The organism is Burkholderia sp. L-4, from assembly GCF_056856535.1.
In genome coordinates this window covers 58951-74409 of sequence record NZ_JBXEOX010000001.1, presented here as the reverse complement: position 1 = coordinate 74409, position 15459 = coordinate 58951, and the positions used below count along the sequence as shown (strand labels likewise).

At 69.9% G+C, this 15459-nt stretch carries 17 protein-coding genes and 1 pseudogene; 14 read left to right on the top strand and 4 right to left on the bottom strand.

What is annotated here, in order from left to right:
* Nucleotide 1 precedes the first annotated feature (1 nt).
* Nucleotides 2-1219 (top strand): type II secretion system inner membrane protein GspF, encoded by a 1218-nt coding sequence (gspF, locus tag AC1VVG_RS00375; protein WP_034188198.1) that lies wholly within the window; start codon nucleotides 2-4, stop codon nucleotides 1217-1219.
* Between the two features lie 31 nt (nucleotides 1220-1250).
* Here the strand turns inward: gspF and AC1VVG_RS00370 are convergent, their stop codons facing one another.
* The gene (locus tag AC1VVG_RS00370; RefSeq protein WP_034188199.1) at nucleotides 1251-1661 is read right to left on the bottom strand and encodes a type II secretion system protein N; all 411 of its coding nucleotides are present in this window, start codon (nucleotides 1659-1661) and stop codon (nucleotides 1251-1253) included.
* Nucleotides 1662-1835: 174 nt separating this feature from the next.
* Between AC1VVG_RS00370 and gspG the strand changes: the two genes are divergently transcribed.
* From gspG to AC1VVG_RS00330, 8 genes are read left to right on the top strand one after another with little or no spacing between them, the layout of a single operon-like run.
* Entirely contained in the window at nucleotides 1836-2288 is a 453-nt protein-coding gene (gspG, locus tag AC1VVG_RS00365) for a type II secretion system major pseudopilin GspG (RefSeq protein ID WP_049029109.1), read from the top strand.
* 39 nt (nucleotides 2289-2327) lie between these two features.
* A complete protein-coding gene (locus AC1VVG_RS00360; protein ID WP_049029108.1) occupies nucleotides 2328-2897 on the top strand; it encodes a GspH/FimT family pseudopilin in 570 nt (189 codons plus the stop codon).
* Nucleotides 2894-3301, top strand: a complete 408-nt coding sequence (gene gspI / locus AC1VVG_RS00355; protein ID WP_049029107.1) for a type II secretion system minor pseudopilin GspI — start codon at nucleotides 2894-2896, stop codon at nucleotides 3299-3301. Before AC1VVG_RS00360 ends, gspI begins: the two co-directional genes overlap by 4 nt.
* A gap of 7 nt (nucleotides 3302-3308) precedes the next feature.
* A complete protein-coding gene (locus AC1VVG_RS00350) occupies nucleotides 3309-3968 on the top strand; it encodes a PulJ/GspJ family protein (RefSeq protein WP_034188202.1) in 660 nt (219 codons plus the stop codon).
* A 2-nt stretch (nucleotides 3969-3970) separates the two neighbouring features.
* Complete coding sequence (gene gspK / locus AC1VVG_RS00345; protein WP_034188257.1) at nucleotides 3971-5110, top strand: type II secretion system minor pseudopilin GspK; 1140 nt, start codon at nucleotides 3971-3973, stop codon at nucleotides 5108-5110.
* Nucleotides 5111-5136: 26 nt separating this feature from the next.
* A complete protein-coding gene (gspL, locus tag AC1VVG_RS00340; protein ID WP_482835086.1) occupies nucleotides 5137-6495 on the top strand; it encodes a type II secretion system protein GspL in 1359 nt (452 codons plus the stop codon).
* Nucleotides 6492-6998 (top strand): type II secretion system protein GspM, encoded by a 507-nt coding sequence (gspM, locus tag AC1VVG_RS00335; RefSeq protein WP_482835084.1) that lies wholly within the window; start codon nucleotides 6492-6494, stop codon nucleotides 6996-6998. The genes gspL and gspM overlap by 4 nt, the downstream gene beginning before the upstream one ends.
* Nucleotides 6999-7033: 35 nt before the next feature.
* Nucleotides 7034-7822: a type II secretion system protein N gene (locus AC1VVG_RS00330; protein ID WP_034188204.1), complete on the top strand. Its 789-nt coding sequence runs from the start codon at nucleotides 7034-7036 to the stop codon at nucleotides 7820-7822.
* Nucleotides 7823-7852: 30 nt separating this feature from the next.
* On the opposite strand, the pseudogene AC1VVG_RS00325 reads toward AC1VVG_RS00330, so the two are convergent.
* A pseudogene (locus AC1VVG_RS00325) lies at nucleotides 7853-9385 on the bottom strand (efflux transporter outer membrane subunit); the annotation flags it as partial.
* A 269-nt stretch (nucleotides 9386-9654) separates the two neighbouring features.
* On the bottom strand, nucleotides 9655-9939 hold the full coding sequence (locus AC1VVG_RS00320) for a multidrug ABC transporter ATPase (RefSeq protein WP_080287836.1): 285 nt from the start codon (nucleotides 9937-9939) through the stop codon (nucleotides 9655-9657).
* 174 nt (nucleotides 9940-10113) lie between these two features.
* Between AC1VVG_RS00320 and AC1VVG_RS00315 the strand changes: the two genes are divergently transcribed.
* Complete coding sequence (locus tag AC1VVG_RS00315) at nucleotides 10114-10599, top strand: MarR family winged helix-turn-helix transcriptional regulator (RefSeq protein ID WP_482835083.1); 486 nt, start codon at nucleotides 10114-10116, stop codon at nucleotides 10597-10599.
* A 177-nt stretch (nucleotides 10600-10776) separates the two neighbouring features.
* The gene (locus tag AC1VVG_RS00310) at nucleotides 10777-12339 is read left to right on the top strand and encodes a DHA2 family efflux MFS transporter permease subunit (RefSeq protein WP_034188208.1); all 1563 of its coding nucleotides are present in this window, start codon (nucleotides 10777-10779) and stop codon (nucleotides 12337-12339) included.
* Nucleotides 12340-12483: 144 nt separating this feature from the next.
* On the opposite strand, the gene AC1VVG_RS00305 is transcribed toward AC1VVG_RS00310, so the two are convergent.
* Complete coding sequence (locus AC1VVG_RS00305) at nucleotides 12484-13410, bottom strand: LysR family transcriptional regulator (RefSeq protein ID WP_034188209.1); 927 nt, start codon at nucleotides 13408-13410, stop codon at nucleotides 12484-12486.
* A gap of 141 nt (nucleotides 13411-13551) precedes the next feature.
* Between AC1VVG_RS00305 and AC1VVG_RS00300 the strand changes: the two genes are divergently transcribed.
* The 3 genes from AC1VVG_RS00300 to fliL all read left to right on the top strand — a co-directional run bounded on the left by AC1VVG_RS00300 (nucleotide 13552) and on the right by fliL (nucleotide 15452).
* Nucleotides 13552-14028, top strand: a complete 477-nt coding sequence (locus tag AC1VVG_RS00300) for a CidA/LrgA family protein (protein WP_034188259.1) — start codon at nucleotides 13552-13554, stop codon at nucleotides 14026-14028.
* Between the two features lie 13 nt (nucleotides 14029-14041).
* Nucleotides 14042-14764: an LrgB family protein gene (locus AC1VVG_RS00295; RefSeq protein ID WP_034188210.1), complete on the top strand. Its 723-nt coding sequence runs from the start codon at nucleotides 14042-14044 to the stop codon at nucleotides 14762-14764.
* A 151-nt stretch (nucleotides 14765-14915) separates the two neighbouring features.
* The gene (gene fliL, locus AC1VVG_RS00290; RefSeq protein WP_059559510.1) at nucleotides 14916-15452 is read left to right on the top strand and encodes a flagellar basal body-associated protein FliL; all 537 of its coding nucleotides are present in this window, start codon (nucleotides 14916-14918) and stop codon (nucleotides 15450-15452) included.
* Nucleotides 15453-15459 lie beyond the last annotated feature (7 nt).

Genomic DNA, 15459 nt, shown 5'->3' with positions numbered 1-15459 from the left:
GATGCCGGCATTCCGTTTCGAAGCAATCGATGCGGCGGGACGTGCGCAGAAAGGCGTCATCGACGCCGACAGCGCACGTGCCGCGCGCGGCCAGCTGCGCACGCAGGGGCTCACCCCGCTCGTCGTCGAGCCGGCCGCCAGCGCGACGCGCGGGGCGCGTTCGCAGCGGCTCGCGTTCGGCCGCAAGCTGTCGCAGCGCGAACAGGCGATCCTCACGCGCCAGCTCGCGAGCCTGCTGATCGCCGGGCTGCCGCTCGACGAGGCGCTCGGCGTGCTGACCGAGCAGGCCGAGCGCGACTACATCCGCGAACTGATGGCCGCGATCCGCGCCGAGGTGCTCGGCGGCCATTCGCTCGCCAATGCGCTGGGCCAGCACCCGCGCGATTTTCCGGAAATCTATCGCGCGCTCGTCGCGGCCGGCGAACACACCGGCAAGCTCGGCATCGTGCTGTCGCGTCTGGCCGACTACATCGAGCAGAGCAACGCGCTGAAGCAGAAGATCCTGCTGGCCTTCACCTATCCGGGGATCGTCACGCTGATCGCGTTCGGCATCGTCACGTTCCTGCTGAGTTACGTCGTCCCGCAGGTCGTCAACGTGTTCGCGAGCACGAAACAGCAACTGCCGATCCTCACGGTCGTGATGATGGCGCTGTCGGATTTCGTGCGGCACTGGTGGTGGGCAATCCTGATCGCTGTCGTGCTGGTCGTGTGGTTCGTGAAGGCGACGCTGTCGCGCGACGGGCCGAGGCTCGCGTTCGACCGCTGGGTGCTGACCGCACCGCTCGCGGGCAAGCTCGTGCGCGGCTACAACACGGTGCGCTTCGCGAGCACGCTCGGCATTCTCACCGCGGCCGGCGTGCCGATCCTGCGCGCGCTGCAGGCGGCCGGCGAGACGCTGTCGAACCGCGCGATGCGCGCGAACATCGACGATGCGATCGTGCGCGTGCGCGAGGGCTCCGCGCTGTCGCGGGCGCTGAACAACGTGAAGACGTTTCCGCCGGTGCTCGTGCACCTGATCCGTTCCGGCGAAGCGACGGGCGACGTGACGACGATGCTGGATCGCGCGGCCGAAGGTGAGGCGCGCGAGCTCGAACGCCGCACGATGTTCCTGACGAGCCTGCTGGAGCCGCTCCTGATCCTGGCGATGGGCGGCATCGTGCTCGTGATCGTGCTGGCGGTGATGCTGCCGATCATCGAGCTGAACAACATGGTGCAGTGACGTGGCGGCCTGACGGTCAGGCCGTCGCCGTTCAGCGCATGTAGATCGCGGGGGACGGCGTGTTCGCCGGGAGCTGGATTTCGGCGCGGGCGCCGTTGCGGTCGACGATGATCGAGCGCGGGCGGACTTCGGCGAGCTTCGCGCCGGGCGTGACGTCCGCGCCGAGCGACACGGCGCGCGGCGGTTCGCCGCCGACGCCGACGATCGCGGCACCGCCATGGTCGAGCGCGAGAATGCCGAACAGGTGGATGTCCTGGACGGGATTCTTGTCGAGCTGGCCGCCGAAGAGCGCCGCGGCGTCCTCGGTGCGGATCGGCAGCCGCGCGGCGGCGGCGGGCAGCGGCGCTTCGCGGGCCGACAGCGTGACGACCCAGTAGGTGGCCGTCGCGCACAAACCCGCGAAGAGGGCGAGGGAAAGGATCCGGATCGAGAGCGCGTTCATGCGCGCTATTGTACGGATGTATATGAAATTTGCGTTGGGTGAAAGCCCTCGACGATGCGCGCCTTACAATGCGTGCTCCGCGCCCGCGGGACCGGAAGCTTGCTGTCAGGCAATCGTCCGGTGCGCGGGGTGCGTCACTCAATCGACGACATTTTTTGGAAGAGGTAGTCAGTCATGCAAACGTGGATCACTCGCCGCAACGCGGCCGTGCGTCGTCAGCGCGGTTTCACGCTGATCGAGATCATGGTGGTGGTCGCGATCCTCGGGATCCTGGCGGCGCTGATCGTGCCGAAGATCATGAGCCGCCCGGACGAGGCCCGCCGCATCGCCGCGAAGCAGGACATCGGCACGATCATGCAGGCGCTCAAGCTGTACCGGCTCGACAACGGCCGTTATCCGACCCAGGAGCAGGGTCTGAATTCGCTGATCCAGAAGCCGACCACCGATCCGATCCCGAACAACTGGAAGGACGGCGGCTATCTCGAGCGCCTGCCGAACGACCCGTGGGGCAACGGCTACAAGTACCTGAACCCGGGCGTGCACGGCGAGGTCGACGTGTTCAGCTACGGCGCCGACGGCAAGGAAGGCGGCGAAGGCAACGATACCGACATCGGTTCGTGGCAATAAGCCGGCACTGATCGGCCCGGCGTTTCACTCCCGTTCTTCATGCCCGCCATTCGCACGACCTCCCGCTGCGGTCGCGATCGCCGTGCGCGTCGCGGCGCGGTGTCGGCCGTACCGGCGCGTGCCGGCGGCGGGCCGGTGAACCACCGCGCGCCGCGTCGTCGCACGCGCGGCTTCACGCTGCTCGAAATGCTGGTCGTGCTGGTGATCGCGGGGCTGCTGGTGTCGCTCGCGTCGCTGTCGCTGACGCGCAATCCGCGCACCGACCTGCGTGAAGAAGCGCAGCGCGTCGCGCTGCTGTTCGAGACGGCCGGCGACGAGGCGCAGGTGCGCGCGCGGCCGATCGCGTGGCAGCCGACCGAGCACGGTTTCCGTTTCGACGTGAGTTCGCCCGACGGCTGGCGCACGCTGCGCGACGACCTGCTGCGCCCGCGCGACTGGGACGGCGGCGTCACCGGCGCCGAGATCGACTATCCGGGCTCCGACACGCAGGCGAGCCGCGTCGTGTTCGGCACCGAGAGCATCGACACGCCGGTGCGCGTGACGCTGCATTCGGCCGCCGGCAGCGCGACGATCGTCGGCACCGGCAACGGCCGCTACGAGGTGCAATGACGATGCGTCGTCGCCTGCCCTGTTCCGTTTCTTCATCGCGCGGTTTCACGATGATCGAGGTGCTCGTCGCCCTCGCGATCATCGCGGTCGCGCTCGCCGCGTCGATCCGTGCGGTCGGCACGATGGCGACCAACGCGTCCGACCTGCATCGCCGGCTGCTGGCCGGCTGGAGCGCCGACAACGCGCTCGCGCAGTTGCGGCTCACGCACGCATGGCCGGAGGTCGGCGAGCAGAGCTTCGACTGCTCGCAAGGCAACGTGCAGCTCGTCTGCACGCAGCGTGTGAGCACGACGCCGAACCCGGTGTTCCGGCGCGTCCGGATTTCGGTGAGCATGCCCGGCCAATCCGGCGTGCTCGCACAGATGGTGACGGTGGTCGCGAATGAAACCAGCCGTCCGCTCTGACGCGCCGATGCGCCGCCCGTCCGCCCGCCGCGTCCGCGGCTTCACGCTGATCGAGCTGATGATCGCGATCGCGATTCTCGCGGTGGTCGCGATCCTCGCGTGGCGCGGGCTCGACCAGATCATGCGCGGCCGCGACAAGGTCGCGGCCGCGATGGAAGACGAGCGCGTGTTCGCGCAGATGTTCGACCAGATGCGCATCGACGCGCGGCTCGCCGCGACCGACGACGAAGCCGGCCAGCCGGCGATCGGCGTCGCCGGCAACACGCTGCAGATCGTGCGCGAACTCGAGGTGCCGGGCGCCGCGCCGCGGCTGCAGGTGGTCCGCTACCGGATCGCCGGCGGGCGCGTCGTGCGCTATGTGTCGCCGCCGATCGACGACGCGAACCGGCTGCGCACGATGCTGAAGGACAGCAGCGTCGAAGGCTGGAGCTGGGTCGCGCTGATGGGCGGCGTCGGCGCGATCGACGCGAAACTGTACGTGCCGCGCGTGGGCTGGACCACCAACCTGCAGACGGCCGACGACGCGCTCGCGCAGAACAACGACGCGCTCAAGGTGCCGCAGATCGGCAACGCGCCGCCGACGCGCGCGGTGACGGGGCTGCAGGTCAGCATCGGCGCGACGTCGCTGCGCGTGCCCGTCACGCGCATCTTCCTCGTCGGGGAATGACGATGCGCGCGCGCCGCTCCCGTCCGCCCTTCCGCAACCGCGGCAACCCCGCCGCCGGCCGCACGCGTGCCCGCCGCGAGCGCGGCGCGGCGATCATCACGGCGCTGCTCGTCGTCGCGCTGTCCGCGATCCTCGTCTCGGGGATGCTGTGGCGCCAGCAGGTGCAGATCCGCCGCATCGAGAACCAGCGGGTGATCGCGCAGGCGCAGTGGGTCGCGCGCGGCGCGCTCGACTGGACGCGGATGATCCTGCGCTCCGAAGGCGACACGGCGCCCGGCATCACCTATCTCGGCGGGATCTGGGGCGTGCCGATCGCGAAGACGAAGCTGTCGGATTTCCTCGGCAGGATCGGCGCGCCCAACGACAGCGGCGGCGAAGACACCTATATCTCCGGCTCGATCGAGGACGCGCAGGCGAAGTTCAACCTGCGTAACCTCGTGTCGTCGCCGGCGCCCGGCGTGCTGCAGCTGAACGTCACGCAGCTCCAGGCCTTCCAGCGCCTCCTGACGACGCTCGGCTACGACGGCGCATTCGCGAAGCGCATCGCGCTGCAGGTGCGCGCGGGCCTGCTGCATTCGGCGACGCGCTTCCAGATGCCGAACCTGCCCGGCGGCGGCGGTACCGCGGCGAACGCCGTGACCGCGCCGGTCACGACCGACCAGGGCGGCGGCGGCTTCACCGACGATCCCGGTATGGCCGGCGGCGACCGCGGGCCGGCGCCGCTGATGATGACGAGCGTCGACAGTCTGCTCGACGTCGACGGCGTGACGCCCGAGATGGTCGCGCGGCTGCGCCCGTTCGTCACCGTGCTGCCGACCACGACACCGGTGAACATGAACACCGCGCCGGCCGAAGTGATCGCGTCGCTGGTGCCGGGGATGAGCGTGTCGTCCGCGCAGGCGCTCGTGTCGCGCCGCGAGACCGTGTTTTTCCGGAACGTCGGCGACGTGCAGCTTGCGCTGCGCGGCGCCGGCGCGCCGAACGTGACGATCGACTCGAGCCTCGTCGACGTCAATTCGAGTTATTTCATCGTGCATGGCCGGATCCAGCACGACCGGGCGGAGGTCGACCGCACCTCGCTCGTGTATCGTGATCCGACCACGCACTCGACGCGGGTCGTGCGTATCCGCGACCAGCTATAACGACGCCAATCGGGAGAGGAGCTCTTGTGAGCACGTTGATTGTTTCTTTGCCGCCGCGCGAGCCTGCCGTGCCGTTGCAGGAATGGCAGTGGCCCGAACTGCCGTTCACGCTCGTCGACAAGGCCGGCCAGGTGCAGCGCGCCGGACGCGCCGCGCTCGCGCTGCTGCCGCGCGCGAATGCGACGGTGCTGATCGTCGCCGCGCGCGACGTGCTGCTGCTGGCCACGGCCGTGCCGCCGCTGAAGGGGCCGAAGCTGCGCCAGGCGCTGCCCAACATCGTCGAGGACCAGCTGATCCAGGATCCGCTCGGCTGCCACATCGCGCTCGATCCGGTCGCGCTGCCCGACGGGCGCCGCGTGCTGGCCGTTGTCGATCGCCCGTGGTTCCGCACGATCTGCGAAGCGTTCACGGCGGCCGGCCACCGGCACCTGAGCGCGGTGCCCGCGACGCGCTGCCTGCCGGCGCCGCGCGCGTCGGCCGAACCGGCACCGGTCGCGCCGGCCGATGCCGCCGCGCTCGCCACGGAGGCGCTCGAGCCGGCCGCCCGCCCGGCGACGGTCGCCGCGGTGCTCGGACTCGCGACGTCGGTCGAGCCGGTGCTCGTCGAAGCCGGCGCGCAGCCGGCCGCGGCCGGTGCGCCGCGCCTGGAACTCGCGGTGGCGCGCGGCGCACTCGGCGAAGGCTTCGCGGCGCCCGCGGCGCGCGCGGCCGGCACGCTGGCCGCGCTCGCCCGCGGCGGCGACGTCGAACTGTACGAACTCGGCGAACCGGGTGCGGAGCCGCGGCTCGCGTCGGTCGGCCGGTCCGACGCGGCGCTGCTGCCGGGCGCCGCCCCGCTGCCGTTCGACACGTTCGCGCGCCGCGCGCTCACCGAGAAGTTCGATCTGTGCCAGTTCGAATTCGAGTCGCAGCCGTGGCGCTTCGACCGCGCGACGGTGAAGCGGCTGCGCGTGCCGCTCGCGCTCCTCGCGGCGACGCTCGGCGTCGCGGTGATCGGCATGAACCTGCACTGGTGGAAGCTGTCGCGCGAGCGCGATGCGCTGTCCGCGCAGATCACCGAAACGCTGCTGTCCGCGTTCCCGAAGACGACGACGGTGCTCGATCCGCCCGCGCAGATGCAGCGCCAGCTCGACCAGCTTCGCCTGGCGGCCGGCGAGCTGTCGCCGAACGATTTCCTCGCGCTGGCGAGCGGGCTGTCGCGTTCGATGGGCGCGCTGCCGCTGAACGGCATCGCGTCGCTCGACTATCACGACCGGCGGCTCGACGTCGGCTTCAAGCCTGAGGTCAAGGTCGATCCCGATTTCACGCAGCGCCTCGCGCGCAACGGACTGTCCGGCGAAGTCGACAGCAACACGGGCAAATGGACGATCCGGAGCCGCTCATGAAAACCGAACAACTGAACCAGACGCTGGCCCAGTTCTGGGGTGTGCGCTCGCCGCGCGAGAAGATGCTGCTCGGCTGGGGCGGCGCCGTGCTGGCCGTTGCGATCGCGTATTCGGTGCTGTGGTCGCCCGCGCAGGAAGGCCGCGCACGAATCCAGCGGGAGCTGCCGGCGATGCGTCACGAACTCGCGCAGATGACCGCGCAGGCGAACGAGGCGAAGTCGCTGGCGGCCGCCGCGCAGGGCGTCGCGCCGACCGGCCTCGCGCTGAAGGACGCGCTGACCGCGTCGTTGTCCGATCACGGGCTGCAGGGGGCGCAGGTGCAGATCGTCGGTAACGGCGTGCAGGTGCAGATGAAGAACGTGTCGTTCCCGGCGTGGACGCAGTGGCTCGACGATGCGCGCCGGCAGTTCAAGGTGCAGGTCGGCGAGGCGCACGCGACCGCGCTGAAGGACGACGGCCAGGTCGACCTGACGGCCGTGATGCAACCTTCCGTACAGAAATAAATGACGCAGTGGATGACGCAAGCGGCGGTCGGCCGATGAGGCCGGGGATCAGACGGCTCGCCGCCGTATTGCCGTGGGCACTGGCGGGCGGGTTGGCGACGGCGGTGACGCTCGTCGCGCTCGCGCCGGCGGCATGGATCGCGCCGCAGTTCGCGCGCGCGACCGGCGGACACGTGAATCTCGTCGACCCGGACGGGTCGCTGTGGCACGGCTCGGGCACGCTGATGCTCGCGCCGGGCGCCGACCAGAGCGCGGCGACGCTGCTGCCGGGCCGGGTCGAATGGACCACGCGCTTCTGGCCGCTGCTGACGGGGCGCGTGCAGATGCGCATGCGGCAGACCGAGGCGATGCCCGATGCCGTGACGCTCGATGCGACATGGCGCGGCGCGGTGCTGTCGGCGGGCACGATGGCCGTGCCCGCATCGCTGCTCGCGGGGCTCGGCACGCCGTTCAACACGCTCGACCTGCAGGGCGACGTGCGGATCGGCTGGAGCGACTGGCGCCTGTTCGGCAGCAACGCGTTCGGCCAGCTGACGGTGACGATCGACTCGATGAGTTCGCGCGTGTCGCGCGTGAAGCCGCTCGGTTCGTACCGCGCGGTGCTGCAGGCGAAGGGCGCGGGCGCCGATCTCGACCTGTCGACGACGCAGGGCCCGCTGTTTCTCGACGGCCACGGCAGCTTCGGCCCCGGCCAGGGATCGTTCCGCGGCACCGCGCATGCGGCGCCCGAACAGCAGGCGAACCTCGCCGGGCTGCTGAACCTGCTCGGCCACCCGATCGGCAACAACGCGGTGTCGCTGATCTTCGGCGACGCGCAGCGCTGACGCGCGCGTCGCTCGCTGCCCTTACTTCTGCGCGAGCGGCGTCGCGGCCGCGCCGGATGCCGGCACGGGGGCCGGCGCCGCCATGCCGCCGTTCTCGCGCGCGAGGTCCGACACGTCCCAGCCGCCGCCGAGCGCCTTCACGAGCCCGACCGACGACACCATCCGCTGGCCGGCGATCGTCGCGAGCTTTTGCTGCGCGGTGAACGCGGTGGTCTGCGCGGTCAGCACGTTCAGGTACGCGACCGTGCCGGCCTTGTACTGGTTCGTGACGATCGCGAGCGAGTGTTCGGCGCTGTCGACGGCCTGCCGCTGCACGTCGATTTCCTGCGCGAGGATGCGCTGCGACGCGAGGTTGTCCTCGACGTCCTGGAAGGCGGTGAGCACCGCGAGGCGATACGCGGCGACATCCTGGTCGTAGGTCGCGCGCGCGGCATCGGTCTGCGCGGCGCGCAGCCCGGCATCGAACAGCGTGGCCGCGAGCTGCGGGCCGACCGTCCAGAAACGCGCCGGCAGCGTGAACAGCTGCGACCATACCGAGCTCTGGAAGCCGCCGGTGGCCGACAGCGTGAGGGTGGGGAAGAACGCCGCGATCGCGACGCCGATCTGCTCGTTCGCGGCCGCCGCGCGGCGTTCGGCCGCCGCGATGTCGGGCCGGCGTTCGAGGATCGTGGACGGCACGTCGACCGGCGTGATCGGCGGCTCGGCCGCGAGCGGGTTCGGCGGCAGCGAGAAGGTCGACGCCGGTTCGCCGATCAGCGTCGCGATCGCGTGCTCGTACTGCGCGCGTGCGACGCCATTGTCGATCTGCGCGGCCTGCGCGCTCTGCAGCTGCGTCTGCGCCTGGATCACGTCCGCGCGCGCGGCGACGCCCTGCGCGTACTGGTTCTGCGTGAGCTTCAGCGACTGTTCGTACGACTTCACGGTGTCGTCGAGCAGCTTTTGCAGCGCGTCGGACGTGCGCAGCTGGAAATAGGTCTGCGCGAGCAGCGCCTGCTGCGACAGCCGCGCGTTCGCGAGATCGGCCGCCGCCGCCGCTTCGCCGGCGCGCTGCGCGCTGACGGTGCGGCTCACCTTGCCCCACAGGTCGGGCTCCCAGCTCGCATCGAGGCCGACGCTGTAGCTGTTGTTGATCGACCCGGACGACCCGCTGCCGAAACTCGACGAGCCCGACGACACCGACGTGCGCGGCGTGCGGGCGCGCGAGCCCGACGCGGTCAGCCCGACCGTCGGGAAATACGCGGCGCGGGCTTCGGTGACGAGCGCGCGTGCCTGCCGGTAGGCGGCCGCCGATTGCGCGATGGTCTGGTTCGAGGCGTTGAGCTTGCCGATCAGCGCGTCGAGCTGCGGATCGTTGTAGACCGTCCACCACGGGCCGCGGTCGGTGCGGTCGGCCGGTTGCGCGACCTTCCAGCCGGCCGGCGCTTCCTTGAAGGCTGCGGGAATCGACGTGTCGGGCCGGTGGTAGTCGGGCCCGACGGCGCAGCCGGCGAGCAGCACGGCCGTCGCGACGGCGACGGCGGCGCTCAGCGGGCGAAGGGCGCGCGGGAGGGAGGCGTACGGCATGGTGGTTTTCCTGTCTGGGCGTGACGGCCGGCGAGCGGCGTCGCGCGATGCGGTCGTCATGCCGCTGGCGGACAAATGGTAACTGACGGCGGGGAAGCCGCGAAGCCCTAAGGGTACGGTGCGCGCGGGCCGGATTGTGTTACCGGCGCGGCCGGCCGGTTTACCGGCCATTACGGATCGCTTGCGGGAAGACGGGCGTGCGGCGCCGGCCACGCGTGGCGCGGCGGGCGCCCGGCCGGATCAGACGGGAAAACGGGGGCGGGGCGACGTCAGTGGCAGCGCGCCGGCACCGGGATGGGCTCGGCGGCGGCGCGCCATGTCGACGGCTCCGTGGCGGCCGGCTGGCTCGTGCGGCGGGCGCCGCCCTTCGCGTTGCGCTGCCGGCGATGATCGAACCAGGCGAACCCGAGCGCCGCGAGCGAGCCGCCCGGCACGACCAGCATCGTCACGTACAGCGCGATCTTCCAGCCGCGGTGCGGCCCGGAAAACACATGATGAGCGGTATCGGTCAGGTTGCGGCGCAGCGCGCCGGCGGCATTTTTCAGGAACAGCATCGCGAACATCCTCGGGTGCCCGGCAGCGCGGGCGCATCGGTCAGAACATAGTCTCCGGCAGTGCAACATGCACGTCGTAACTGGTTGCCTCAAATAATATTGACTAAGCAATCATTTTTCAAGATACTGGGCGCGTTTTAACCTGAAACGCACTATTGCTGCGCGCGCAATCGTATGACCGGCGGCCTCTACGATCCCGAGAACATCGCGCTGGAAACGAGCCTCGGCTATTACCTGTCGAAGGCGAAGCAGGCGCTCGTCGAGCGGATGGATCGCGCGCTCGAGCCGCTCGACCTCACCGCGCAGCAGATCGGCGTGATCCTGCTGCTGTCGCGCGGTTATGCGAGCACGCCGTTCGAGCTGTCGCGCAAGATGTCGTACGACAGCGGCTCGATGACGCGCATGCTCGACCGGCTCGAACGCAAGGGGCTGATCGCCCGCTCGCGCAGCGAGCAGGATCGCCGGATGATCGAGCTGACGCTGACCGAGCGCGGCGCCGACGCGGCCCGCGCGCTGCCGTCGCTGGTCGCGACCGTGCTCAACGCGCAGCTCGACGGCTTCTCGGCCGACGAACTCGCGACGCTCACCGGCCTGCTGCAGCGCTTCATCGCCAACGGGCCCAGCTCGACCGGCTGCCCGAAACCCGACGAAGACGCCTGACGCGCGCGGAGGCCCCATGTCTAGGTTAAGCATTCGCTTATTTCTCTGTCTGGGCAGAAGATGACAGGACACGCGCTGCGCTTTTCCCCTTTTTCGTTCCACCCGGCCGGGTTGCGCTGCGTCGCACGCCCGTGCGTTGTGCCGGCGCGTCGTGCGCGCCGCCTCTAGGAGATTCCGATGTCCGCCACCACGGCATCCGCCGCCTCCCCCGCCGCCGAACCCGCGCCGCTGTCCGGCGGGACGCTCGCGCTGCTCACCATCGGGCTCGCGCTCGGCACCTTCATGGAAGTGCTCGACACGTCGATCGCGAACGTCGCGGTGCCGACCATCTCGGGCAGCCTCGGTGTCGCGACCAGCGAAGGCACGTGGGTGATCTCGTCGTATTCGGTCGCGTCCGCGATCGCGGTGCCGCTCACCGGCTGGCTCGCGCGGCGGGTCGGCGAGGTGCGGCTGTTCACGCTGTCGGTGCTCGCGTTCACGATCGCATCGGCGCTGTGCGGCTTCGCGACCAACTTCGAGACGCTGATCGCGTTCCGGCTGCTGCAGGGCCTCGTGTCGGGGCCGATGGTGCCGCTGTCGCAGACGATCCTGATGCGCAGCTACCCGCCCGCGAAGCGCGGGCTCGCGCTCGGGTTATGGGCGATGACGGTGATCGTCGCGCCGATCTTCGGCCCGTTGCTGGGCGGCTGGATCAGCGACAACTACACGTGGCCGTGGATCTTCTACATCAACCTGCCGATCGGCGTCTTCTCCGCGGCCTGCGCGTATTTCCTGCTGCGCGGCCGCGAGACGAAGACGTCGAAGCAGCGGATCGACGCGATCGGCCTCGCGCTGCTCGTGATCGGCGTGTCGTGCCTGCAGATGATGCTCGACCTCGGCAAGGACCGCGACTGGTTCAACTCGTCGTTCATCGTCGCGCTCGCGCTGATCGCCGTCGTGTCGCTCGCGTTCATGCTCGTGTGGGAGGCGACCGAGAAGGAGCCGGTGGTCGACCTGTCGCTCTTCAAGGACCGCAACTTCGCGCTCGGTGCGCTGATCATCTCGTTCGGCTTCATGGCGTTCTTCGGCTCGGTCGTGATCTTCCCGCTGTGGCTGCAGACCGTGATGGGCTACACGGCCGGCAAGGCCGGCCTCGCGACCGCGCCCGTCGGGCTGCTCGCGCTCGTGCTGTCGCCGCTGATCGGCCGCAACATGCACCGGCTCGACCTGCGGATGGTCGCGAGCTTCGCGTTCATCGTGTTCGCGGGCGTGTCGCTGTGGAACGCGACGTTCACGCTCGACGTGCCGTTCAACCACGTGATCCTGCCGCGGCTCGTGCAGGGGATCGGCGTCGCGTGCTTCTTCGTGCCGATGACGACGATCACGCTGTCGAGCATCTCCGACGAGCGGCTCGCGAGCGCGTCGGGGCTGTCGAACTTTCTGCGCACGCTGTCCGGCGCGATCGGCACCGCGGCCAGCTCGACGTTCTGGGAGAACGACGCGATCTACCATCATGCGCGGCTGTCGGAATCGGTGAGCATCTACGCGCAGAACACGACCGACTACCAGGGCGCGCTCGCGCAGCTCGGCATCGTCGGGCAGACGGCCAACGCGCAGCTCAACCAGCTCGTCACGCAGCAGGGCTTCATGATGGCCACCAACGACTTCTTCCACCTGTCGGCGGTGATGTTCATCGCGCTGGCGGCGCTCGTGTGGATCACGAAACCGAGGAAGGGCGCGGGGCCGGCGATGGGGCACTGACGGCGGCATCGCGACCCGTTAGACCGGCTGCTGGTTGCCCAGGTGACGTCGGAAGGCATCACGCCACTCACGCACGACCCCACGGTGGCCCGGTATCCGGGTCCGATTCGACACGTCTGATCGCGCCGCACGCAGGGCCGGCCGTCACTCCCGCGCCCGCAGCCCGCCGAACGCCAGATCGTCGCCGGGCGCGATCGGCAGCGTCGCCCGCGCGACGTCGAGCCACGCACGCGCCGCGTGCGACAGGTAGCCCTTCTTCAGCCAGCCGAGCGCGATCGCCCACGTGATTTCCGGCTCGACGATCGGCCGGCACGTGAACTGGCCCACGTCGAGCCGCCGGCAATACGGCTCGGGCAGCAGCGCGATGCCGACGCCCGCATGCACGAGCGCGGCCATGAAATCCCAGTGGCCGCTGCGGCTCACGATCGACGGCGTGAAGCCCGCCTGCCGGCACGCATCGAGCACCGCGTCGTGCAGCGCGAGGCTCTCCGCATAGAACACGAACGACTCGCGCGCCAGGTCGGCGAGCGGCACGGCCGCGTGGTCCTCCCAGCGCGACTCGCGCGGCGCGACGAGCCACAGCGGCGCGCGCACCATCGGCAGCCGCTCGAACGTGCCGGGATCGACCGGCTCCAGCAACCCGCCGAGCTCCAGCTCGCCCGACGTCAGCGCGGCCTCGATCATCCGTGCGCCCTGTTCGAACAGCTTCAGCTCGATGTTCGGATAGCGCTGCTTGTATGCGGCGATGATCGGCGTGAACAGCGAGCCGCCGAGCGGCGGGATGCCGATCGTCAGCTCGCCGCGGCCGAGCGTGCCGAGATCGTTCAGCTCCGACTGCAACTGCGCCTGCGCGGCGAGCACGTCCTGGCCGCGCTGGAACACGATCCGCCCCGCATCGGTCAGCACCATCTGGCGGCCGTCGCGCAGCAGCAGCGGCGAACCGATCTCGTCCTCGAGCGCCTTCACCATCTTGCTGATGGTCGGCTGCGTGACGAACAGCTTGTCGGCCGCCGCCGTGAAGCTCTGCTGGCGAACCACCTCGACGAAGTACCGCAGCGCGCGCAATTCCATCGATATCTCCCCAAATTGGTGCGGAAAGCCCAAACTGAATTCCGAATTGGAATGATAAGGATAGAGACAAGTCATTTTATTTATGGTTAGGGGAAACCCTATACTCACACCATCGACGCACTATTCCGTATGGAGCCCGCCATGACCAAGCCGACCGCCGCTGCCGCCGCCCGCCCTGCCGCTTCCGGCAGCCTTGCGCATACGGGCCGGATTGCGCTGCAGGCCGCCGCGCTCGGCGCGCTGTGGATGGCCGTCGACTGGGCCGTGCGCAAGGTCGGCCTGCCGATTCCGTCCGGCGTGATCGGCCTCGCGGTGCTCCTCGTGCTGCTGTTCTCGGGCCGCGTCGCGCCCGCGTGGGTGAAGGACGGCGCGAACTGGCTGCTGTCCGACATGCTGCTGTTCTTCGTGCCGGCCGCCGTCGCGGCCGTGCAGTACGGCGGGCTGTTCCGCGAGGACGGCTGGCGCATCGCGCTGGTGATGCTCGCCGGCACCGCGTTCGTGATGGTGGCGGTGGCCGTCGCGGTCGATCTCGCCGCGAAGCTCGAACGCCGGTTCGCCGCGCAGCGCGTGTTCGCCGAACGCCGCCGCGCGCGCCTGAGCGCCGTGTCCGCGCACTGAGCCGGAGCCGACCATGCTCGCCGCGCTATCGAACCTGCCCGCCGACCGCGTGAACACCGCGATCTCCCTCGGCTGCTTCGTGCTGACGGTCGTGCTGTACTTCGTGTCGAAGCGGCTCTATGCGTACAAGAAGACGCTGCTGTTCTCGCCGCTCGTGTTCGTGCCGGGCGTGCTGGTGCTGCTGGTGCTGCTGACCGGCATCCCGTATTCGGTCTACTTCCGCGATACGCGCTGGCTGATGTGGCTGCTCGGGCCGGCGACGATCGCGTTCGCGGTGCCGATCTATGAATATCGCGACCTGATCCGCCGCCACTGGCTGTCGCTGTCGGTCGGCGTCGCGGTCGGGATCACCGCGGGCGTATGCGGGTCGCTGCTGCTCGCGAAGCTGCTGCACCTGTCGCCCGAGCTGCAGCGCTCGCTGATGACGCGCTCGGTGTCGACGCCGTTCGCGCTCGCCGTGTCGGACAAGATCCACGCGCCGAAGGACCTCACGGCCCTCTTCGTGATCGCGACCGGCCTCTGCGGGATGCTGCTCGGCGAGCTCGTGCTCGCACTCGTGCCGATGCGCACCCGGCTCGCGCGCGGCGCGCTGTTCGGCGCGGCCGCCCACGGCGTGGGCACCGCGAAGGCGCGCGAGATCGGCAGCGAGGAAGGCGTCGTGTCGAGCCTGACGATGATGATCGCGGGCGTCGCGATGGTGCTGATCGCGCCGCTGCTCACGCTGCTGCCGATCTGACACCCCCGCGCCGGCCGGCCGACGCCCGCCCGGCGCGCCGTCCCGCCGCGCTCCGCCGGCCCCGCTGCCCAGCATCCGGCCGACAATCGGCTGAGATAGCCGCAAATCCCCCCTCTTTTCCGCCCATCGGGCTCGGCCCGGATGCCGAACAATGCATGCTACGAGACATCACGCACGCATTCACATGGCCTCCACGACTGCAAACCCGACCGCCGACAAGCCGGCTTCGTCCGGCAAGTTCAAGCGCATCGCGCTCATCGCCGTCATCGCGCTGGGCGCGGCCGCCGCCGCCGCCGGCGGCATGTACGTGTTCCTGAGCAAGGCAGGCGTCGGCCATGCGAGCGCGCCGGCCGAACCGCCGCCGCTGTCCGCGCCGGTGTTCTTCCCGCTCGACCCGCTGACCGTGAACCTGCAGTCCGACGACGGCATGCAGCACTACCTGCGCGTCGGCCTGTCGCTGAAGCTCACCGATCCGAAGGCGCAGGAGCAACTGACCGCGCGGATGCCGGAGATCCGCAGCCGGATCCTGCTCGCGCTGTCGAACAAGCATCCCGAGGAACTCGCGACGCCGGACGGCAAACGCTCGCTCGCGAAGGAACTGCGGGACCTGATCGAGCAGCCGACGCAGCCGGGCAACCAGCGCGCGAAGGTCGACGACGTGCTGTTCACCGAATTCGTCGTCCAGTAACGCGGCC